Source organism: Streptomyces katrae (assembly GCF_000966975.1).
Lineage (GTDB): Bacteria > Actinomycetota > Actinomycetes > Streptomycetales > Streptomycetaceae > Streptomyces > Streptomyces katrae.
This window is the reverse complement of the sequence record NZ_JZWV01000053.1, coordinates 1-20,715: the sequence shown is the minus strand read 5'-3', so window position 1 is coordinate 20,715 and position 20,715 is coordinate 1. Positions and strand designations below refer to the sequence as shown.

The following is a 20,715-nucleotide window of genomic DNA, read 5'->3' as shown; positions in this document are numbered from 1 at the left end:
AGACCCGTAGCAAGTCGAAAAAAACGGGCCGGATGACGAGGGGGACGCGCGGGGGCGCGTCCCTTTACCATGTGCCGCATGGGTGACGTACTGGCCGGAAATCATGCCGTCTGGGAGTTCGACGCCGACTCGGACTCGGTGCTCATCCGCTTCGCACGGGGGATGCGGACTCCAAGACTCTGGAACGCGCTGGGCGAGCGCCGGATCCCCCTCGAAGCGCTGTCCGGGGTGACGGTGGGTGCCGCCACGGCCGGGGTCGGGCGGCGGGAGACCGTGGTGCTGCGCGCCGTGCCGCGGCCCGGGGCCGATCCGCTGATGGACGCTGCCGCCGGGCAGCTGAAGGAGGCCTGCGATCCGTACCGGCTGGTGCTGCCCGGCGACCGGGCCGACCAGGCCGCGGCCTTCGCGGCGGCGCTGCGCGAGCGGCTGGGGCCGGAAGGGGACGGGACTCCGGCGGAACGGTTCCTCGTCGCGGTCCCGCAGCCGCCGCTGCTGCTGAAGGCGTACGACGCCCGGGTGGGGTTCGACGGCTCGGCCGTGACGTTCCACTGGTCGCGGACGGGTGCGAGCAGTGCGAAGTGGCGGGCCGGGGACCAGAGGTTCGCGCTGGCCGCGCTGGCCGGGGTGGAGTGGGTCTCCCCGGACCGTCCGGGTGGCGGATACCTGCGGCTGCTGCCGCGCGACCCGGCCGAGAGCCCGTCGGCGCCCGACCACGACCTCGCGGCGGCGGTGTTCGGCGTGGGGTACGGGGCGGTGCACGAGTCGCTGCCGTTCGCGGCGGCCGTGCTGGCCGCGCTGCGGGAGCGGGCGCCGGTGGGGTCGGTGCCGCGGGCGCGGACATCCGGGGAGCGGCTGCGGCACCTGAGCGAGCTGCACAGCACGGGGCTGCTGACGGACGCGGAGTACGAAACCCTCCGCGCCCGCTTCACGGCCGGCGCGTAGCCGGGCCGGGGCGCAGCCTCGCGGGGTCAGGACTCCCGGGGGACCGACGTGAAGGTCATGTCGGGGTAGCGGGTGCCCGCCACGCGGGACGCGAGGGGCTCCAGGAGGGCCAGGTCCGCCGCCGTCAGCGTGATCCGGGTCGCGGCGGTGTTCTCCGCGAGGCGCCCCGGCCGCCGGGTCCCCGGAATCGGTACGACCGTCAGCCCGTGCACCGCCGCCCGCTGCTGCACCCACGCCAGCGCGACCTGCGCCGCCGTCACCCCGTGCGCGGCCGCGATCTCCCGGACCGGGGCCAGCAGGGCCGCGTTGGCCCGGGCGTTCTCCCCCGTGAAACGGGGCTGGCCGCGCCGGACGTCACCGGCCGACAGCTCGGCCTCCGCGTCCGTGAAGGCCCCCGTCAGGAACCCGCGCCCGAGCGGCGAGTACGGCACGAAGGCCACCCCCAGCTCCGCCGCCGCCCCCACCGCACTGCGCTCCACGTCCCGGCTGAACAGCGACCACTCCGACTGCAGCGCCGCGATCGGGTGCACCGCGTACGCCTCGCGCAGCTCGGCGCCGGTCACCTCGCTGAGCCCCAGGTGGCGCACCTTGCCCTCCTGCACCAGCTCGGCCATCGTGCCCACCGACTCGGAGAAGGGCACGGCCGGGTCGCGCCGGTGCATGTAGTAGAGGTCGATGACGTCCACGCCGAGCCGCCGCAGGCTGCCCTCGACGGCCTGCCGGATGTACGCGCGGTCGTTGCGGATCCCCCGGTACGCCGGGTCGTCGTTGCGCTCGATGGCGAACTTCGTGGCCAGGGTGATCTCGTCCCGGTGGGCGGCCACGAAGGGCGCCAGGAACTCCTCGTTCGCACCGCGCCCGTAGGCGTCCGCCGTGTCGAAGAGGGTGACGCCGGCGGCCAGCGCCGCGTCCAGGGTCTCGCGGGCCGCCGTCTCGTCGGTGTCCCCGTAGAAGTCGCTCATGCCCATGCAGCCGAGGCCCTGGATCCCGACGACCGGGCCCCCCTTGCCCAGCTCGGTCCGTGCGATGGTGGTCTGCTCCGTCATGACTGTGCCTTCCCCGTTCCCGAATACAGTGCGATCTTGAAGTCCAGGACCTCGAGCGCGTCCGTCAGCTCCGCGACCCGGGCCAGCACCTCCCGGCGCGTCCGCTCAAGGAGCTCCCGGCGCTCGTCGACCGTGTGGTCCCCCTCGCGGACGAGTTCCGCGTACCGGACCATGTCCGCCACCGACATCCCCGTGGCCCGCAGCTTGCCCACGAAGCCGAGCCAGTGGAGGTCCTTGTCGCTGAACCGCCGCTGCCCCGAATGAGAGCGGTCCACGTGCGGCATCAGGCCGATCCGCTCGTACCAGCGCAGCGTGTGCTGGGTGAGACCGGTCCGCGCCTCGACCTCGCTGATCGTGTACCGCGTCTCCGTCAGGTTCATGACCTCTACGCTAAAACCCTTGAGTGCACTCCAGGCAAGCGTGCCCAGTAGGCTCGGGCGCATGGAGAGCATGGAAGGCGTCAACCGCCTGGAGAGCCTGCGGGCCGTCGAGAACTGGCCGGTGCCGGCCGCCGCCGCGGCCGTCGTGCGCGCCGACGGGAGCCTGGCCGGCTCCCACGGCCCCGTGGACCGCCGGTTCCCGCTGGCCTCGGTCACCAAGCCGCTCGCCGCGTACGCGGTCCTCGTCGCGTACGAGGAAGGGGCGGTCGAGCTGGACGAACCGGCCGGCCCCGAGGGCTCGACGGTCCGTCACCTCCTCGCGCACACCAGCGGCCTGGCCTTCGACGAACACCGTGCGACGGCCCCGCCCGGGCAGCGCCGGCTGTACTCGAACGCCGGCTTCGAGGTGCTCGGCGACCACCTCGCGAAGGCCACCGGGATCCCCTTCGCCGACTACCTGCGCGAGGCCGTCTTCGAACCGCTGGGCATGAACTCCTCCTCCCTGGAGGGCTCCCCGGCCAAGGACGGCGTCTCCACCGTCTCCGACCTGGTGCGCTTCGCCGCCGAACTCCAGGCGCCCCGGCTGCTGGACGTCCGCACGGTCGCCGAGGCCACCTCGGTGGTCCACCCCGGCCTCAAGGGCGTCCTGCCCGGCTACGGCCACCAGTCACCCAACGACTGGGGGCTCGGCCTGGAGATCCGCGACGGCAAGTCCCCGCACTGGACGGGGCTCACCTCCTCCCCGCGCACCTTCGGGCACTTCGGCCAGTCCGGCACCTTCCTGTGGGTGGACCCGGACGTCCGCGCCGCCTGCGTGGCACTGACGGACCGCGCCTTCGGCCCCTGGGCCGTGGAGGCGTGGACCCCCTTCACCGACGCGGTCCTCGCGGAGCTCCGCTCCGCCTAGGCCGGCAGTTCCCAGACCAGGAGCTCGCACGGGGAGCCGGCCGTGACCTCCAGGCCCTTCTCGGCGGTGATCCGCGCCGAGTCCCCTGGCCCCAGCTCCGCCCCGTCGAGCCGCAGGTCCCCGTGCACCACGTGCAGGTAGACCCGCTCCGCTTCCGGTACGGGGACCCGCTCGCCCGCGCCGGGCCGCAGCACGTGCAGTACCGCGCCGGCGGCCGGGACCTCGTACGGGGTGCCGTCCGCGAGGCCGCGCACGACCTCGTACGACGGCTCCCCGCCCGCGGCCAGCGGTGCGAGCCACATCTGCACGAACCGCAGCGGCCGATCGCCGTCGTTGCGCTCCACGTGCCGGGCGCCGGAGCCGGAGCCCAGCCGCTGGACGTCTCCGGGCCGGACGGTGCCGGTGTGGCCCGTGGTGCTGTCGCGGTGGGTGAGCTCGCCCTCCACCACCCAGGTCACGATCTCGGTGTGGCTGTGCGGGTGCTCGTCGAAGCCGGAGCCGGGGGCGAGCAGCTCCTCGTTGCAGGCGAGCACCGGGCCGAAGCGGATGTTCTCCGGATCGTAGAAGGACCCGAAGGAGAAGGCGTGCCGGGTGGTGATCCCGGCCTCCGGATCCCCTCCCGCGTACCGGTCGGCGGCGCGGCGTACATCGATCATGGGAGCCACCGTAGCCCTCCCTCCGGGTCCCCGGCCCGGGACCCGGGTCCGCGCCGGGCCGTCGATAAGGCAGTCTTGTCCCGTGCCCCAACCCGAACGTGAGCATTCCCCCGAGATCCGGCCCGCGCATCCGGCCCATCCGCACGCGGCGACGCTGCGCCGACTGGAGAAGTCCTCCGGCCGGCTCGCCGCCAACGCCATCGCGCGGATGGACGAGTCCCTGCCGTGGTACCGGGCGATGCCTCCGGAGAACCGGTCGTGGATCGGCCTGGTGGCCCAGGCGGGCATCGCCGCCTTCACGGAGTGGTTCCGGCACCCGGAGACCCCGCAGGCCATCTCCACCGACGTCTTCGGCACCGCTCCGCGGGAGCTGACCCGGGCGATCACCCTGCGCCAGACCGTGGAGATGGTCCGTACGACGATCGAGGTCATGGAGGCCGCGATCGACGAGGTGGCGGCCCCCGGGGACGAGTCGATCCTGCGCGAGGCGCTGCTGGTGTACGCCCGGGAGATCGCCTTCGCGACGGCCCAGGTGTACGCGCAGGCCGCCGAGGCGCGCGGCGCGTGGGACGCCCGGCTGGAGTCCCTCGTCGTCAACGCGGTCCTGTCGGGCGAGGCGGACGAAGGCGCCCTGTCGCGGGCCGCGGCGCTGGGCTGGAACTCCCCGGAGCACGTGTGCGTGGTCCTGGGCACCGCCCCGGAGGGGGACAGCGAGCTGACGGTGGAGGCGATCCGCCGCGCGGCCCGCCACCACAAGCTGCAGGTGCTCACCGGGGTGCTGGGTGCCCGGCTGGTGGTGATCGCGGGCGGCAGCGACAACCCGCTCCAGGTGGCGAAGTCCCTGATCGGGCCGTTCGCGGCCGGTCCGGTGGTGGCGGGGCCGGTGGTCCCGGACCTGCTGAACGCGACGAAGTCGGCCCAGGCGGCGGCCGCGGGGCTGAAGGCCTGCACGGCCTGGCAGGACGCGCCGCGTCCGGTCCTGGCGGACGATCTCCTGCCCGAGCGCGCGATCGCGTCGGATCCCTCGGCCAGGGAGCAGCTGGTGGAGGAGATCTACAGACCGCTCGAGGAGGCGGGCTCGGCGCTGCTGGAGACGCTGAGCGTCTACCTGGAGCAGGCCAGCAGCCTGGAGGGGGCGGCGCGGATGCTGTTCGTGCACCCGAACACGGTGCGCTACCGGCTCCGACGTGTGACCGACGTCACCGGCTGGTCACCCTCCGATGTCCGCTCGGCGTTCACGCTGCGGATCGCCCTGATCCTCGGGCGTCTGGCCGACGGAGATCAGCAGCCCTAGACTTTTGTCGGACATCAACAATTACCCCGACGGTTCTTCGTCCCTGTCCCCACGGGCGGCGGAGACCGCCCACAAGAGAGAGTGTGAGGGTGCTCGTACTCGTCGCTCCCGGCCAAGGCGCTCAGACGCCCGGCTTCCTGACTCCCTGGCTCGAACTCCCCGGCGCGGCCGAACGCGTCGCGGGGTGGTCCGACGCCATCGGGCTGGACCTCGTCCACTACGGCACCAAGGCCGACGAGGACGAGATCCGCGACACGGCGGTGGCCCAGCCCCTGCTCGTCGCGGCCGGCCTGCTGTCCGCCTCCGCACTGAACACCACGGCCTTCGGCGCCGTCGCCGGCCACAGCGTCGGTGAGATCACCGCCGCCGCGTACGCGGGTGTGCTGGGCGAGGGCGACGCGCTGTCGTTCGTCCGCACCCGTGGGCTGGCCATGGCCGAGGCCGCCGCCGTCACGAAGACGGGCATGGCCGCGGTCCTGGGCGGTGACCAGGACGTGGTCGTCGCACACCTGGAGAAGCTGGGGCTGACCCCGGCCAACATCAACGGTGCGGGCCAGATCGTGGCCGCCGGCACCGCGGAGCAGATCGAGGCCCTGATCGCCGAGAAGCCCGAGGGTGCGATGAAGGTCGTCGCCCTCAAGGTCGCGGGCGCCTTCCACACGCACCACATGGCGCCCGCCGTCGCCACGCTGGCGGAGGCCGCCCAGGCCCTCACCCCGGCCGACCCGGCGCTGAAGTACGTGTCCAACAGGGACGGACTCGTGGTCGAGTCGGGCGCCGATGTCGTCGCCCGCCTGGTCGGCCAGGTCGCGAACCCGGTGCGCTGGGACCTGTGCATGGAGACCTTCTCCGAGCTGGGCGTCACCGGGATCGTCGAGCTGAGCCCCGGCGGCACCCTCACGGGTCTGGCCAAGCGCGCGCTCAAGGGCGTGCCGAACGTGGCGCTGAAGACGCCGGACGACCTCGACAAGGCCGCGAAGCTCATCGCCGAGCTGACGGCCTGAGAGTAGGAGCCCACACAGCATGTCCAAGATCAAGCCGGCCAAGGGCTCCCCGTACGCCCGCATCCTCGGCGTCGGCGGCTACCGCCCGACCCGTGTGGTGCCCAACGAGGTCATCCTCGAGAAGATCGACTCCTCGGACGAGTGGATCCGCTCCCGTTCCGGCATCGCGACCCGGCACTGGGCCTCGCCCCAGGAGACCGTCGCCGCGATGTCGGTGGAGGCCTCCGGCAAGGCGCTCGCCGACGCCGGGATCTCCCCCGAGCAGATCGGTGCCGTGATCGTCTCGACGGTCTCGCACTTCAAGCAGACCCCGGCCGTCGCGACCGAGATCGCGCACCGGATCGGCGCGGTCAAGCCCGCCGCCTTCGACATCTCCGCGGGCTGTGCCGGCTTCGGCTACGGCCTGACCCTGGCCAAGGGCATGGTGGTGGAAGGTTCCGCCGAGTACGTCCTGGTCATCGGGGTCGAGCGGCTGTCGGACCTGACGGACCTGGAGGACCGGGCGACGGCCTTCCTGTTCGGCGACGGCGCGGGCGCCGTGGTCGTCGGCCCCTCGGACGAGCCGGCCATCGGCCCCACGGTGTGGGGTTCGGAGGGCGACAAGTCCGAGACCATCAAGCAGACCGTGCCGTGGGACGAGTTCCGCAGCACGGACAGCGCCGAGAAGTTCCCGGCCATCACCCAGGAGGGTCAGGCGGTCTTCCGCTGGGCCGTCTTCGAGATGGCCAAGGTGGCCCAGCAGGCGCTCGACGCCGCCGGGATCACCCCGGATGACCTGGACGTCTTCATTCCGCACCAGGCCAACATGCGGATCATCGACTCGATGGTGAAGACTCTCAAGCTGCCGGAGCACGTCACGGTCGCCCGTGACGTGGAAACCACCGGCAACACGTCGGCCGCCTCGATCCCGCTCGCCATGGAGCGGCTCCTGGCGACCGGAGCGGCGAAGAGCGGCGACACCGCGCTCGTCATCGGCTTCGGGGCGGGGCTCGTCTACGCCGCGACGGTCGTTACCCTCCCCTAGGGCCCGGATCACTCCCGGACCTGAACCACCAGCTAGCTAGCTACAGAAGGAGCGCCACATGGCCGCCACGCAGGAAGAAATCGTCGAGGGTCTCGCGGAGATCGTCAACGAGATCGCGGGCATCCCGGTCGAGGACGTCGAGATCGACAAGTCCTTCACCGACGACCTGGACGTCGACTCGCTGTCCATGGTCGAGGTCGTCGTCGCCGCCGAAGAGCGCTTCGACGTCAAGATCCCCGACGAGGACGTCAAGAACCTCAAGACGGTCGGCGACGCCGCCGCCTACATCCTGAAGCACCAGGCCTGAGCCTGACGAGCGTTTGTCGCCACCCGGCGGTGGCGCCGTGACAATTCAGCACCCCCTTAGACGTGGAGAAAGAATTCCTGTGAGCCCGACCAATCGCACCGTGGTCGTCACCGGTATCGGCGCAACCACTCCGCTGGGTGGCGACAGCGCTTCGACCTGGGAAGGTCTGCTCGCCGGCCGGTCCGGCGTCTCGCCCCTGGAGGGCGAGCGCTTCGCCGAACTGCCGGTCCGCATCGCCGCTCAGGCCGCCGTGGACCCGGGTGAGGTACTCCCCCGCCCGCTGGCCCGCAAGCTCGACCGCTCGGCGCAGTTCGCCCTCATCGCGGCCCGTGAGGCCTGGGCCGACGCGGGTTACACCGCTCCGGCGGGCGAGGACGAGACGATCGTCCCCGAGCGTCTGGGTACCGTGATCGCCTCCGGTATCGGCGGTGTCACCACCCTGCTCGACCAGTACGACGTACTGAAGGAAAAGGGTGTGCGCCGGGTCTCCCCGCACACCGTCCCCATGCTCATGCCGAACGGCCCCTCGGCCAACGTCGGCCTGGAAGTCAACGCCCGCGCCGGTGTCCACACCCCGGTCAGCGCGTGCGCGTCCGGCGCCGAGGCCATCGGCTACGCCGTCGAGATGATCCGCACCGGCCGTGCCGACGTGGTCGTCGCCGGCGGTACCGAGGCGGCGATCCACCCGCTGCCGATCGCGGCGTTCGCCAACATGATGGCGATGTCCAAGAACAACGAGAGCCCGACCACGGCCTCCCGCCCGTACGACAAGGCCCGTGACGGCTTCGTCCTCGGCGAGGGCGCCGGTGTCGTGGTCCTGGAGTCCGCCGAGCACGCCGCCAAGCGCGGCGCCCGCGTCTACTGCGAGGTGCTGGGCCAGGGCCTGTCCGCGGACAGCCACCACATCGCGCAGCCGGAGCCGACGGGCCGCGGTGTCGCGGCCGCCCTGCAGAACCTGCTCGACAACACCGAGCTCGACCCGTCCGAGCTGGTCCACCTCAACGCGCACGCCACGTCCACCCCGCAGGGTGACACGGCCGAGCTGAAGGCGCTGCGCAAGGTCCTGGGTGACGACCTCGACCACGTCGCGATCTCCGCGACCAAGTCGATGACCGGTCACCTGCTGGGCGGCGCGGGCGGCATCGAGACGGTGGCGACCGTGCTGGCGCTGTACCACCGGATCGCCCCGCCGACGATCAACGTCGACGACCTGGACGACGAGGTCGACGCGGACATCGTGCGCGGCGAGGCCCGCAAGCTGCCCGTCGAGGGTCCGATCGCCGCGATCAACAACTCCTTCGGCTTCGGCGGCCACAACGTCTCCCTGGCGTTCCGCACGGTCTGAGGGTAACGACCCGTACCACGAAGGAGGGCCCCCTCCCGGCACTGCCGGGAGGGGGCCCTCCGCGTACGCGTACTCAGACCACCTGGTGGAGCCAGCGGACGGGGGCGCCCTCTCCGGCGTAGCGGAAGGGCTCCAGTTCGTCGTCCCAGGGCTTGCCGAGGAGCTTGGCGATCTCCGCCTCCAGGTCGGTCTCGCCGCGGGCGGAGCGGGCCAGGGCGGCGCGCAGCCGGTCCTCGGGGACCAGGATGTCCCCGTGCATGCCGGTGACGGCGTGGAAGATGCCGAGGTCCGGGGTGGAGCTGTAGCGCTCGCCCTCGGCGGTCGGGCAGGGTTCGGCGGTCACCTCGAAGCGGAGCAGGTGCCAGCCGCGCAGGGCGGAGGCGAGTTTCGAGGCGGTACCCGCCTCGGCCTGCCAGGAGAACTCGGCTCTCCAGGTGCCGGGGGAGGCCGGCTGCCGGATCCAGTCGAGGTTCACCCGCACCCCGAGCACGCCCGCTACAGCCCATTCCACATGCGGGCAGAGCGCGCGCGGTGCGGAATGCACGTACAGAACTCCACGTGTCGTCACCGGGACCTCCAGTGTGGGACGAGGTCGGGAATAAACTCCAGAAAACGGACAGTATGTGACGTGATGTAATGTAACGGAAAATATTGGACATTGCGTAGCGGCACCTGCGGCCGAAACGCCACGGGAAAAAGCTACCGTGCGCCAGGGGTCATGGTGTGACGTACGGTCGCTCCGAAGCCCGTAAACACAGAGCATTCACTCAGCAGGACGCCCTCGGAAGTACGCGGGGCGACGAGGGAGGGACCACCCGATGCGCACCACCGCCGCGCGCCGCCGCGTACGCCGGACCGTCACCGGCGCGGGCGTGGCGGTGGCCGTACTGGCCGCGACGGTGACGGGCTGTGACGACGGGGGGCCGCCCTCGAAGGGGGGCGGGGGCGGGGCGCAGGCGAGACCGCGCTGGAACCCGGCCCCGGTGTCCGTCGCCGCCGTCGGGGACTCCATCACCCGCGGTTTCGACGCCTGTTCGGTGCTGGCCGACTGCCCGGAGGTCTCCTGGGCCACCGGCAGCGACCCCGCCGTCAACTCACTGGCCGCCCGGCTGCTGGGCGGGGCGGAGGCGCCCGCGCGCAGCTGGAACTACGCGGTGACCGGCTCGCGCATGGCGGACCTGCCGGGGCAGCTGGCCGAGGCCGCGCAGCACAAGCCGGGCCTGGTCACGGTGATGGTGGGCTCCAACGACGCCTGCCGGCCCACAGCTTCGTCGATGACCTCGGTGGCGGACTTCCGGGCCGAGTTCGAACAGGCGTTGAAGGTGCTGCGGGCCGCCTCGCCGGACTCGCAGGTGTACGTGTCCTCCGTGCCGGACCTCCAACGACTGTGGAACCAGGGCAAGGACAGCCCGATGGTCCGGCAGATCTGGAAGCTGGGGATCTGCCAGTCGATGCTGGCCGAGCCGCTCTCCATCGACGCGGGGGCGACGGCCCGGCGGGAGAAGGTACGGGCGCGCGTGGTCGAGTACAACGAGGTGCTGCGCCAGGTCTGCGCGAAGGACGAGCTGTGCCGCTACGACGGCGGGGCCGTCTTCCAGTACCCGTTCGGGGCGGAGCAACTGAGCCGCTGGGACTGGTTCCACCCCGGCAGGGACGGGCAGGCGCGGCTGGCGGAACTGGCCCACCGGCAGGTGACGGCGGCCGAACCGCCGCGTTGACGGCGCGGGTGCGGAAGAGGGCCGGGGGCCGGGGGCTGCTGTCAGGGGCTGCCCCCGGCCCGGTCCTTCCACCGCGGCGGGGGTGATTTCCGGCCAATCCCCCGCCCCGGCGTGTCGTGGGCCCCCCTACACCTCGACGGTGGCCGTCAGCCGGGTGTCGGCGTGCGAGCGGCTCGCGCGGACCTCGTAGGTGCCGGCGATCCGGCGCCAGCCGTAGGCCTCCTCGTCCCAGATCTCGAAGGCCCGGGCGGGCAGCGCGATCTCCACCTCGACGCTCTCGCCGGGCGCGGCCTCGACGGACGCGAACCCGGCCAGCCAGCTCGCCGGGCGCTCGACGGTCGCGCTCCGCGCGCTGTCGGGCGCAGTGGCGGAGGGAGCCAGGTAGACCTGGACGACCTCGCGGCCGGGCCGGCCGCCGGTGTTGGTGAGCCGGACCCGGACGGACTCGGCGGTGGCCTCCAGGGACTCGTAGGCCCACTCGGTGTAGCCGAGGCCGTGCCCGAAGGGGTAGGCGGGGGTCACCGCGTGGGCCTCGTAGGCGCGGTAGCCGATGAGCAGCCCCTCGCGGTACTCCAGCCGCCCCTCCTTCGGTGCCACCTCGGTGACGGGCGCGTCGGCGAGGGAGGCGGGCCAGGTGGTGGGCAGGCGGCCGCCGGGCTCGGCCTCGCCGAGGAGCACGTCGGCCAGCGCGGCCCCGCCCTCCTGCCCGGGGAACCAGGTCAGCAGGACGGCGGCGACGTCCTCGCGCCAGGGGAGCTCCACCGGGGAGCCGGCGTTGACGACGACCACGGTGTTCGGGTTGGCGGCGGCGACGGCCCGCACCAGGTCGTCCTGGCGGCCCGGCAGTGCGAGGTCGGTGCGGTCGAAGCCCTCGGACTCCACCCGCTCGGTGGTGGCGACGACCACGACGGCGGTGTCGGCGGCGCGGGCGGCCCGTACGGCCTCGGCGATCAGCTCGTCGGGGTCGCGGCGCGGGCCGAGGTGCAGCAGGGAGAACATGACGGCCTTGAGCGGCATCGCGCTCATGTCGGGGACCTGGTAGGTCAGCGAGACCTCTACGGGCTCGCCGGCGGTCAGGACGGCCCGGGCGCGCTCGCTGGGGGCGCCGAAGAAGGCTTCGAAGGGGTCGGCCTCCGCACCCATCTCCTGGACGCCCTCCCACAGGGTGCGCCCGCCGACGGCCAGGCTGAAGGCGCCGAGCCCGCGGGTGCCGAAGACGTGCTCGCCGCTCTCGCGCGGCAGGAACGTCCCGGTGACCTCGATGCTCGCCATCGTCTCGTACGAGACCCCCTCGGGCAGGTCCTCGCCGATCCACTGGACCTGCCCGCTCGGCAGGCCGCCCTCGCCGAGGACCGCCCCGGAGGCGTCGCGGCAGACGGCGCGCAGCTCGAACCCCTGCCCGGCGGGGGCGGGTTCCTCGCTCGGGTCGGCGCCGACGGCGTAGGTCAGGGCGCCCTCGGGCAGTGCGGCGGTGAGTCCGTCGAGGGGGGAGACCACCCGTTCGGGGAAGACGGTGGCGCTGCCGCCGCCCAGGACGCGGGCGTCGCGGGCGGCGGCGCCGATCAGCGCGACCGTGCGGCCGGCGGTGCGGTCCAGTGGCAGGGCGCCGGCCTCGTTGCGTACGAGGACGGACCCGCGGGCGGCCAGCTCGCGGGCCAGGGCCTGCCCGTCGAGCGGCGCGGGGAGGGAAGTGACGGCGGCGGGGGCGCCTTCGAGGAGGCCCGCGCGGGCGGCGAGGCGCAGGACGTTGCGCACGGCCCCGTCGACGGCGGCCCCGTCGGCCTCCCCGGCACGGACGGCGGCGGCGAGGGCGGGCCCGTAGACGGTCGTCGGACCGGGCATGGCCACGTCGAGGCCGCCGTCGAGGCAGCCGGTGGTGGAGCGGGCGGCCATCCAGTCGGAGACGTTGTAGCCGTCGAAGCCCCACTCGCCGCGCAGCACCCCGTTCACCAGTTGTGCGTGCTCGGTCATGGTGGTCCCGTTGACCCGGTTGTAGGCGGTCATCACGCCCCAGGGGCGGGCGTCCTTGACGATGGCCTCGAAGGGCGCCAGGTAGAGCTCGCGCAGCGGGCGCGCGCCGATGGCGCAGTCGACGGTGAAGCGCTCGGTCTCGGCGTCGTTGCCGGTGAAGTGCTTGACGGTGGTGCCGACGCCGCCGTCCTGGACGCCCCGGACGTATCCGGTGCCGATGGCTCCGGTCAGGTACGGGTCCTCGGAGTAGCACTCGAAGTGGCGGCCGCCGAGCGGGGAGCGGTGGAGGTTGACGGTGGGGGCGAGGAGGACGTGGACGCCCTTGCGGCGGGCCTCCTGGGCCAGCAGCCGGCCGGCCCGGCGGGCCAGGGCCGGGTCCCAGGAGGCGGCGAGCGCGGTCGGGGAGGGCAGGGCGACCGAGGGGTCGTCGGCGGTCCAGCGCACGCCCCGGACGCCGATGGGCCCGTCGGACATGACCAGGGAGCCCAGCCCGATCTCCGCGAGGGCTGGCAGGGACCACATGTCCTGGCCGGCGAGCAGCCGGGTCTTGGCGTCGAGGTCCAGCTTGTCCAGGGCGGCCTCCACGGCGTCCTCGCGGAGCTGCTCGCGCGTGCGCTCGTCCGGGACCTGATCGGCAGCGGTCACGGCCGTGCCTCCTCGCTCTGTGGGTGCGGTGCGGTGTGCCCATGGTGGACCCTTTCCCTGTAGACCGGTAAGTCTTGTAATCTTTTCGTGATGTACGGATGGCGTACGGTCGTACGACTGCCGGGCGGGTCCGATCGGAAGGGGTGTCGCGGGGCGATGGTCAGGGCGAAGAGCGAGGAGCGCCGCGGCGAGATCGTCCGAGCGGCGCTGGAGGTGATCGCGGAACGCGGCTACCGGGGCGCGTCCCTGGGGTCCGTCGCCGAGCGCGTGGGCCTCACCCAGCAGGGCCTGCTGCACTACTTCCCGACCAAGGAGGCCCTGCTCGTCGCGGTCCTGGAGGAGCGCGACCGCTGGGACACCGGCGGCGGCTCCCGCGCCTCCGCCGAGACCTGGCGCCTGGACCTGCTGGCCGCCCTGGTGGAGTACAACGCCATGCGCCCCGGCATCGTGCAGACCTTCTCGGCCCTGCTCGGCGAGAGCGTCACCGAAGGCCACCCCGCCCGCGCCTTCTTCACCGAGCGCTACGCCCAGGTCCGCGGCGAGATGGCCGCCCTGCTGCGCGCCGAGTTCGGCGAGCTCCTCCCTTCCGGCCTCACCCCGGAACAGGCCGCTCCGCTGCTGACGGCCGTCATGGACGGGCTGCAGTACCAGTGGCTGCTCGCCCCGGAATCGGTGGACATGCCCGCCGCGTTCCGCTCCTTCCTGACGCTGCTGCGGGGCCCCGGCGCGTAGCGGCCCACCGCCACCGGGCATCCTTTCCCCCGGACTTCGAGCGGGGGGACACGACATGGAGCCGCAGGCGCCGGCGAAGGCGGAAGAGCGGGAGCCGGCAGGGCGGGAGGAGCCGGAAGAGCGGGAGAAGAAGGTCACCTGGTCGGAGCTGTTCTTCGACCTGGTGCTGGTCTTCGCCGTGACCCAGGTCTCGGCGCTGCTGCACCACGACCACGGCTGGGCCGGCACCGGCCGGGCCCTGATCGTGTTCGTACCCGTCTACTGGGTCTGGGTGGGCAACACCGTCCACGCCAACACCCATGACGCCGACCGGCCGCTGAACCGGCTCGGCCTCTTCGCGGCCGGGCTGTGCGGCCTGCTGATGGCCCTGGCCCTGCCCGACGCCTTCGGGGACCGCGGGCCGCTCCTGGCCGGCGCCTACTTCGGCGCCCGCCTGGTGCTCGCCGCCCTCGCACACGGCCGCAGCCGCCGCCTGCGCCTCACCCCGGTGACCCTGTCGGTGCTGATCAGCGGCCCGCTGCTGCTGGCCGGCGCCTTCCTCGACGGCAGCGCCCGGATCTGGCTGTGGGCGCTGGCCGCCGCCGTGGACCTGGCCGCGCCCCGGCTGACCCGCCGCAACATGGTCCGGCTGGACTTCGACTCGGGCCATCTCGCCGAGCGGTTCGGCCTGTTCGTGATGATCGCGCTGGGCGAGTCGATCGTGGCCGTCGGCGCCCCCGTGGCCTCCGCCCCCGAGCTGGACCGCGGCTCGCTGGCCGCCGTCGCCGTGGCCTTCGCCCTGGTCTGCGGCCTGTGGTGGGTGTACTTCCACCTCGCCGCCGACGCCGTCCGGCACGGGCTGGAGACCGCCGCCGTACGGGCCGACGTGGCCCGGCAGGTCCTCTCGTACGGGCACCTCTCGCTGATCGCCTCGATCATCGCCGTCGCCGTCGGCATGGCCGAGGCCGTGGCCCACCCCGGCGCCCGGCTCCCGCTCGGCGTCGCCGCCCTCCTCCACGGGGGCTGCGCCCTCTTCCTCGCCACCTTCGGGTACACCCGCTGGCACCTCTTCCGCTCGTGGTCGGTGACCCGGCTGACGGCCGCCGTCGTCGTCCTGCTCCTGCTCCCCGCGGCCGTGCTGCTGCCCTCGCTGGCGGCGCTCGCGCTGCTGACCGCCGTGGTGACCGGCCTCAACCTGGTCGAACTGGCCCTCGTACGCCGCCGCGGCGAGCTCCCCGGCGCCACCTCTCCCTCCCTGGCATCCTGAGCCCCATGAAGATCGCCGCCGCACAGCTGACCTGCATACCCGCCGACGTCACCGCCAACGCCGCCCACGCCACCGCCCTCGCCGCACGGGCCCGGAACGAGGGCGCGGAGCTCGTGGTCTTCCCCGAACTCACGCTCACCGGCTACGAGCTGGAGGCCCTCACCGCGGACCCCTCGCTGTGGATGTCCGGCGCCGACGACCCCCGCCTGGACGGGCTGCGCTCGGCCGGCACCGCGGTCGCCGTCAACGTCGCCCTGCGCACCCCGCACCCGCTGCCCGCCATCGCCACCCTGGTCTACGACGCGGACGGCGCGCACCTCACCACCTACGCCAAGCAGCACCTCTACCAGCACGAACAGGGCGCCTTCACCCCGGGCACCACGGACGGCCGCTTCGAACTGGGCGGCATCCGCTTCTCCCTGGGCGTCTGCTTCGACAACCACTTCCCGGACCTGCCCGCCCGGGGCGCGGCCGACGGCTGCCGCGTCCACCTCGCCGGCTCCCTCTACGGCACGGGCGGCGGCATCACGGAACGCGCCACCGTCTACCCGGCCATGGCGAAGGAACACGGCCTCTACGTCGTCCTCGCCAACCACGTCGGCCCGGCCGGCCCCTGGACCGGCTGCGGCGGCGCGGCCGTCTGGGCCCCCGACGGCACCCTCCTGGCCGAGGCGGACGCCCACACCCAGACCGTCACCACGGCGGACGTCCCGGCTGCCTAGGCCGAGTCCGGGAGCAGGTGCTTGGCGCCCCACTCCCCCAGGGACTCCAGGGCCCCGTTCAGCTCCTGGCCGAGCGGGGTCAGGGAGTACTCCACGCGCGGCGGGACCTCGTCGAAGACCTCGCGGTGGACTATGCCGTCGGCCTCCAGCTCGCGCAGCTGCGCCGCGAGGACCTTCTCCGAGACGCCCGGGACCAGCCGGCGCAGCTCACCGAACCGGCGGCCCGGGCACTGCTCCAGCTCCCACAGGATCGACACCTTCCACTTGCCGTCGATCACCGTCATCGCCGCGGCGATCCCGCAGTGGTCCGCCCCCGGCCTGCGCGTCGACGCCATCCCGCCCACCCCTCCCACCTGCTCGCTCACCTCGGGGTAAGCACCCACTCCGAAGTGCGTACTTGAGCACCCGTCAGCCTGCCACCAGGCTAAACGCCATGACCGACAACGCCACCGCGCACCGCCCGCTCACCCTGCTCGGCCTCGGCGACATGGGCACCGCCCTCGCCCGCACCTGGCTCGGCGCCGGACACCCCCTGACCGTCTGGAACCGCACCCCCGCCAAGGCCGAGGCCCTGGCCGCCGAGGGCGCGGCCGTCGCCGCCACCCCCGCCGCGGCAGCCTCCGCGAACACCCTGATCGTGCTCTGCCTGCTGGACGACGCGAGCATCGGCTCCGTGCTGGACGGGGTCGACCTGACCGGCAAGGACCTGGTCAACCTCACCACCGGCACGGCCGCCGAGGGCCGCGCCCGGGCCGCGTGGGCCCAGGAACCCACCGCACCACCCTGGAGGTCCCGGCCGGCGCCCGCTTCGTCGGCGAGGACCCGGGCCACGCGGCCCTGCACGACGTGGCCCTGCTGAGTGCGATGTACGGGCTGTTCGCCGGGATCTCGCACGCGTACGCGCTGATCGAGGGCGAGGACATCGCCCCGAAGGACCTGGCCCCGCTGCTGTCGGAGTGGCTGGGCGCGATGGGCTTCTTCGTCGGGAACGCCGCCGAACGGCTGACCTCCCGGGACTTCACCACCGGGGTGGTCTCCAACCTCGCGATGCAGGTCGCGGCCAGCGGCACGCTGCTGCGCACCGCCGCCGACCAGGGGGTCAGCACCGAGCTGATCGACCCGTACCTGCGCCTGATGCGCGAACGCCTGGAAGCCGACCCGGCCGCCCACGCGGCCGAGGACACGGTGGGAGCGATCACCCTCCTGCGCCGCGACACCCCCGGGCACTGACCCGGCCGGGCCCCCGCGTCAGGAGTACGACCGCGGGTCGTGACCGGAGACAGGGGGGTACCCGTACGGCTGCCCCTGCCCGGGGTCCTGCCCCTGCCCGGGGGCCTGCCCGGGGCCGGGGCCCTGACCGTAGCCGGGACCCTGACCGTACGCCGGGGCCTGCCCCGCACCCTGGCCGTAGCCCGACGGCCGGCCGTACGCGGGCCCTTGGCCCGGAGCCTGCTGCCCGTAGCCCTGCCCGGGAGCGGGGGCGTAGCCCTGGCCGCCGTAGCCCTGCCCGGGCGCCGGCGGGTAAGCCTGGCCCGGGGCCTGGGCGTAGCCCTGGCCGTGGGACTGCCCGGGGCCGCCGTAGCCCTGGCCGTGGGACTGCCCGGGGCCGCCGTAGGGCCCGGGAGCTCCGTACGGCCCCGCCTGACCGGGAGCTCCGTACGGCCCCGCCTGGGCCTGGGCGGCGTCCCGCCCGTCCGCGTCCCCGCCCTCGGAGGCCTCGGCGTCGTCCCCCACCAGGTCCCGCGCCAGCAGGGTCGCGCCGGCCACCGCGCCCGGCATCAGGAAGACCGCGACCAGCGGGATCAGGAACAGCAGCACCAGCGGCACCCCGAACCCGAGGGCCGTCGCACGCCGCCCCCGCAGCAGGACGAGCTGCTCGTCCAGGTCCACCCGGCGCCGCTGGAGGGCGACGGAGGTGAGCTCCTGGGTGAGGAAGAAGCCCGAGACGCAGAAGCCGATGGCCGGGACCACCGTCTGCCCGACCACCGGGATGAACCCGAGGGCGAAGAGCAGGATCCCGTACAGCAGCACCCGCACCAGCAGCCGCAGGCTGTCCCGGGCGGAGATCCACAGGTCCTCCCAGAACGAGCGCCCCGACTCCGGGACCTCACCGCCCTCGGTGCGGTCGACCTGCTCCGAGAGGGACTCGTAGAAGGGCTGGCCGACCAGCAGGGTCACCGCCGTGAAGGTGATCACCGAGAGGAAGAGCCCGAGGGAGACGACCACGGCGGTCAGGAACCCGCGGAAGATCCCGAGCCAGGGCGAGGACCAGTCCGAGGCGAAGGGCGTCGCCCAGACGGTGAAGTCGTCGGCCCCGTAGAAGAGGCCGGTCAGCGCGGCGCCGTAGAGCACCAGCGAGACCAGGCCCGGCAGCAGGCCGAAGCCCAGCCAGCGGCCGTTGCCGAACACCCATCTCTGTCCGGCCCACAGGTACCGGAAACCCCCCGCAAGATCACGCATGTGGCCAGTTTACGGCGAAGGCCGCACCCCCCTGAGGGGGTGCGGCCTTCACGAGCTGCGGCGCGAGCGTCAGGCGACGTTCAGCTCGACCGTGATGTTGCCGCGGGTCGCCTTCGAGTACGGGCAGACCTGGTCGGCCTTCTCGACCAGGTCCTTCGCCACGGCGGCGTCCACGTTCGGGATCGAGGCGGTGAGCTTCACGATGATGCCGAAGCCCTCGTCGTTCTTGCCGATGCCGACCTCGGCGGTCACGGTGGAGCCGCTGACGTCGACGTTCTCGTTGCGGGCCACGACGCTGAGGGCGCCCTGGAAGCAGGCGCTGTAGCCGGCGGCGAACAGCTGCTCCGGGTTGGTGCCGGCGCCGCTGCCGCCGAGCTCCTTCGGCGGGTTCACGATGACGTCGAGCCGGCCGTCGTTGGTGGCGACGCGGCCGTCACGGCCGTTCTCGGCGGTGGCGACGGCCGTGTACGCGACGTCGGACTGGGTGATGGACATGAAAGCGAATCCTCCAGATAGTCGCCGCGACTCGCGCCCACGATCGCGACGGTACGGAGTGAGCCTAACGGGTGAACGTAACGATCATCTTTCCGGTGTTCTCACCGCGCAGCATTCCGAGGAAGGCGTCGGTCGCGTTCTCCACGCCCTCGACGACCGTCTCGTCGTAGCGGAGCTCGCCGGAGGCCAGCCAGCCGGCCACGTCCTTGACGAACTGCGACTGGAGGGCGGCGTGGTCGCCGACCAGGATGCCCTGGAGGCGCAGGCGCTTGCCGATGACGAGGGTGAGGTTGCGCGGGCCGGGGGCGGGCTCGGTCTCGTTGTAGCCGGCGATCGCACCGCACAGGGTGGCGCGGCCGTGCGGGTTCATCTCGGAGATGGCGGCCTCCAGGTGGTCGCCGCCGACGTTGTCGAAGTAGACGTCGATGCCGTCGGGGGCGGCCTCCTTGAGCTGCTGCGCGACGGGGCCGTTCTTGTAGTTGAAGGCGGCGTCGAAGCCGTACTTCTCGGTGAGGAGGGTCACCTTCTCGTCCGAGCCGGCGGAGCCGATCACCCGGGAGGCGCCCTTGATCTTCGCGAACTGGCCGACGAGGCTGCCGACCGCGCCCGCCGCACCGGAGACGAAGACGGAGTCGCCCTCCTTGAAGGAGGCGACCTCGAAGAGGCCCGCGTAGGCGGTGAGGCCCGGCATGCCGAGGACGCCGAGGTAGGCGGAGAGCGGGGCGAGGGAGCCGTCGACCTTGGTGGCGTGCTTCGCGTCGAGCTCGGCGTACTCGCGCCAGCCCAGCATGTGCAGGACGTGGTCGCCGACCTCGAAGCCCTCGGCGTTGGAGGCGACGACCTCGCCGACCGCACCGCCCTGCATCGGCTCGTCGAGCTGGAAGGGCGGGATGTAGGACTTGGTGTCGTTCATACGGCCGCGCATGTACGGGTCCACCGACATGTGGAGGTTGCGGACCAGGATCCGGCCCTCGCCGGGCTCGGCGGACACGGGCACCTCACGGAGGGCGAAGTCCTCGGCCACGGGCCAGCCCTGCGGACGGCGGACGAGGTGCCACTCGCGGCTGACGGCGGGGATCTGAGACATGAGGGGCTCCAGGAAGGGGGAGGGGAAGGCGGACGGGAAGCGGAATGCTTCACGTCCTGAAACAACCATGCTCCTGGATATTTCATGTTGTCAAGCAAATGGGTACGCTGGTCCCATGCCCAGTCGTCGCGCAGACCCAGTGACCGTCGAGGTCGTCGAGCTCATCGGCGACGTCGTGGCCCGCTACCACATGGAGTACGAGGAGGCGGCCGCCCGCCACCAGCTCACCGGCGCCCAGGCGAAGGTCCTGACGCTGCTGTCGCTGGAGCCGCTGCCCATGCGCCGCATCGCGCAGAAGCTGCGCTGCGAGCCCTCCAACGTCACCGGCATCATCGACCGGCTCGAAACCCGCGGCCTGGTCGAACGCCGCCCGGACCCGGCCGACCGCCGGGTGAAGCTGGCCGCGCCCACCGAGGAGGGCGCCGAGACGGCGGAGCGGCTGCGCGAGTCGCTGGACTTCGCGCGCGAGCCGCTGGCCGGCCTCTCGGCGGAGGAACGCACGTCCCTGCGGGACCTCCTCAAGCGGATGCTGGGCTGAGCGGACGGGCCGGCGGGACCGGCCCGCCCGCCCGCCCCAGGAGTAGCCGGAACCCCGGCTGCGGCCGGGGAACCTCAGGAGCAGCCGAAGAACAGGAACACGCAGCTCTTGGTCGGCGTGGGCGTCGGCTTCGGCTTCCCGGGCTTGCCCGGATTCGCCGTGCCGGAGCTTCCGGGCACCCCGGGCTGCCCCGCTC

At 72.9% G+C, this 20,715-nt stretch carries 20 protein-coding genes and 2 pseudogenes; 13 read left to right on the top strand and 9 right to left on the bottom strand.

Annotation, left to right across the window (positions count from 1 at the left end):
* Positions 1 to 69 precede the first annotated feature (69 nt).
* Entirely contained in the window at positions 70 to 942 is an 873-nt protein-coding gene (locus tag VR44_RS02985; RefSeq protein WP_211275006.1) for a DUF4429 domain-containing protein, read from the top strand.
* A 26-nt stretch (positions 943 to 968) separates the two neighbouring features.
* On the opposite strand, the gene VR44_RS02980 is transcribed toward VR44_RS02985, so the two are convergent.
* On the bottom strand, positions 969 to 1,988 hold the full coding sequence (locus VR44_RS02980; RefSeq protein WP_045945764.1) for an aldo/keto reductase: 1,020 nt from the start codon (positions 1,986 to 1,988) through the stop codon (positions 969 to 971).
* Positions 1,985 to 2,368, bottom strand: coding sequence for a MerR family transcriptional regulator (locus VR44_RS02975; protein WP_045945763.1), 384 nt, complete (start codon positions 2,366 to 2,368; stop codon positions 1,985 to 1,987). Before VR44_RS02975 ends, VR44_RS02980 begins: the two co-directional genes overlap by 4 nt.
* Before the next feature lie 88 nt (positions 2,369 to 2,456).
* Here VR44_RS02975 and VR44_RS02970 point away from each other — a divergent pair, with 88 nt between their 5' ends.
* Entirely contained in the window at positions 2,457 to 3,275 is an 819-nt protein-coding gene (locus VR44_RS02970; protein ID WP_045945776.1) for a serine hydrolase domain-containing protein, read from the top strand.
* Here VR44_RS02970 and VR44_RS02965 read toward each other — a convergent pair.
* Complete coding sequence (locus VR44_RS02965) at positions 3,272 to 3,931, bottom strand: pirin family protein (protein ID WP_211275005.1); 660 nt, start codon at positions 3,929 to 3,931, stop codon at positions 3,272 to 3,274. The genes VR44_RS02970 and VR44_RS02965 overlap by 4 nt on opposite strands.
* Positions 3,932 to 4,013: 82 nt before the next feature.
* On the opposite strand from VR44_RS02965, the gene VR44_RS02960 reads away from it, so the two are divergent.
* From VR44_RS02960 to fabF, 5 genes are all read left to right on the top strand, one after another.
* Positions 4,014 to 5,225 carry a PucR family transcriptional regulator gene (locus tag VR44_RS02960; RefSeq protein ID WP_045945762.1) on the top strand — a complete coding sequence of 404 codons (1,212 nt, stop codon included), beginning with the start codon at positions 4,014 to 4,016 and terminating at the stop codon, positions 5,223 to 5,225.
* 89 nt (positions 5,226 to 5,314) lie between these two features.
* Positions 5,315 to 6,229: an ACP S-malonyltransferase gene (locus tag VR44_RS02955; protein ID WP_045945761.1), complete on the top strand. Its 915-nt coding sequence runs from the start codon at positions 5,315 to 5,317 to the stop codon at positions 6,227 to 6,229.
* A 19-nt stretch (positions 6,230 to 6,248) separates the two neighbouring features.
* A complete protein-coding gene (locus VR44_RS02950) occupies positions 6,249 to 7,253 on the top strand; it encodes a ketoacyl-ACP synthase III (protein WP_045945760.1) in 1,005 nt (334 codons plus the stop codon).
* A gap of 58 nt (positions 7,254 to 7,311) precedes the next feature.
* Positions 7,312 to 7,560: an acyl carrier protein gene (locus VR44_RS02945; RefSeq protein WP_045945759.1), complete on the top strand. Its 249-nt coding sequence runs from the start codon at positions 7,312 to 7,314 to the stop codon at positions 7,558 to 7,560.
* Positions 7,561 to 7,639: 79 nt separating this feature from the next.
* Positions 7,640 to 8,905: a beta-ketoacyl-ACP synthase II gene (fabF, locus tag VR44_RS02940; RefSeq protein ID WP_045945758.1), complete on the top strand. Its 1,266-nt coding sequence runs from the start codon at positions 7,640 to 7,642 to the stop codon at positions 8,903 to 8,905.
* A gap of 73 nt (positions 8,906 to 8,978) precedes the next feature.
* Here fabF and VR44_RS02935 read toward each other — a convergent pair whose 3' ends face one another.
* Positions 8,979 to 9,473 carry a DUF3145 domain-containing protein gene (locus VR44_RS02935; protein WP_045945757.1) on the bottom strand — a complete coding sequence of 165 codons (495 nt, stop codon included), beginning with the start codon at positions 9,471 to 9,473 and terminating at the stop codon, positions 8,979 to 8,981.
* 250 nt (positions 9,474 to 9,723) lie between these two features.
* Here VR44_RS02935 and VR44_RS02930 point away from each other — a divergent pair, with 250 nt between their 5' ends.
* Positions 9,724 to 10,623, top strand: a complete 900-nt coding sequence (locus VR44_RS02930) for an SGNH/GDSL hydrolase family protein (protein ID WP_052713447.1) — start codon at positions 9,724 to 9,726, stop codon at positions 10,621 to 10,623.
* Between the two features lie 126 nt (positions 10,624 to 10,749).
* Here VR44_RS02930 and VR44_RS02925 read toward each other — a convergent pair whose 3' ends face one another.
* Positions 10,750 to 13,239: a beta-glucosidase family protein gene (locus VR44_RS02925; protein WP_045945756.1), complete on the bottom strand. Its 2,490-nt coding sequence runs from the start codon at positions 13,237 to 13,239 to the stop codon at positions 10,750 to 10,752.
* Positions 13,240 to 13,395: 156 nt separating this feature from the next.
* Here VR44_RS02925 and VR44_RS02920 point away from each other — a divergent pair, with 156 nt between their 5' ends.
* Genes VR44_RS02920 through VR44_RS02910 form a run of 3 tightly spaced genes read left to right on the top strand, consistent with a single transcriptional unit; the run spans position 13,396 to position 15,939 of the window.
* On the top strand, positions 13,396 to 13,971 hold the full coding sequence (locus VR44_RS02920) for a TetR/AcrR family transcriptional regulator (RefSeq protein WP_045945755.1): 576 nt from the start codon (positions 13,396 to 13,398) through the stop codon (positions 13,969 to 13,971).
* Between the two features lie 55 nt (positions 13,972 to 14,026).
* Entirely contained in the window at positions 14,027 to 15,217 is a 1,191-nt protein-coding gene (locus VR44_RS02915) for a low temperature requirement protein A (RefSeq protein ID WP_045945754.1), read from the top strand.
* A gap of 5 nt (positions 15,218 to 15,222) precedes the next feature.
* Entirely contained in the window at positions 15,223 to 15,939 is a 717-nt protein-coding gene (locus tag VR44_RS02910; RefSeq protein WP_045945753.1) for a carbon-nitrogen hydrolase family protein, read from the top strand.
* On the opposite strand, the gene VR44_RS02905 is transcribed toward VR44_RS02910, so the two are convergent.
* Positions 15,936 to 16,274: a winged helix-turn-helix transcriptional regulator gene (locus tag VR44_RS02905; protein WP_045945773.1), complete on the bottom strand. Its 339-nt coding sequence runs from the start codon at positions 16,272 to 16,274 to the stop codon at positions 15,936 to 15,938. The two genes, VR44_RS02910 and VR44_RS02905, sit on opposite strands and share 4 nt — an antisense overlap.
* A gap of 98 nt (positions 16,275 to 16,372) precedes the next feature.
* On the opposite strand from VR44_RS02905, the pseudogene VR44_RS02900 reads away from it, so the two are divergent.
* Positions 16,373 to 17,169, top strand: a pseudogene (locus tag VR44_RS02900) (imine reductase family protein).
* A 372-nt stretch (positions 17,170 to 17,541) separates the two neighbouring features.
* Here the strand turns inward: VR44_RS02900 and VR44_RS46815 are convergent.
* The 3 genes and pseudogenes from VR44_RS46815 to VR44_RS02885 form a co-directional block, all read right to left on the bottom strand.
* Positions 17,542 to 18,399 (bottom strand): annotated as a pseudogene (locus VR44_RS46815) (EI24 domain-containing protein); the annotation flags it as partial.
* A 69-nt stretch (positions 18,400 to 18,468) separates the two neighbouring features.
* Positions 18,469 to 18,894: an organic hydroperoxide resistance protein gene (locus tag VR44_RS02890; protein ID WP_045945752.1), complete on the bottom strand. Its 426-nt coding sequence runs from the start codon at positions 18,892 to 18,894 to the stop codon at positions 18,469 to 18,471.
* 64 nt (positions 18,895 to 18,958) lie between these two features.
* Positions 18,959 to 19,981, bottom strand: coding sequence for an NADP-dependent oxidoreductase (locus tag VR44_RS02885; protein ID WP_045945751.1), 1,023 nt, complete (start codon positions 19,979 to 19,981; stop codon positions 18,959 to 18,961).
* A gap of 115 nt (positions 19,982 to 20,096) precedes the next feature.
* On the opposite strand from VR44_RS02885, the gene VR44_RS02880 reads away from it, so the two are divergent.
* Entirely contained in the window at positions 20,097 to 20,519 is a 423-nt protein-coding gene (locus VR44_RS02880; RefSeq protein ID WP_045945750.1) for a MarR family winged helix-turn-helix transcriptional regulator, read from the top strand.
* Positions 20,520 to 20,715 lie beyond the last annotated feature (196 nt).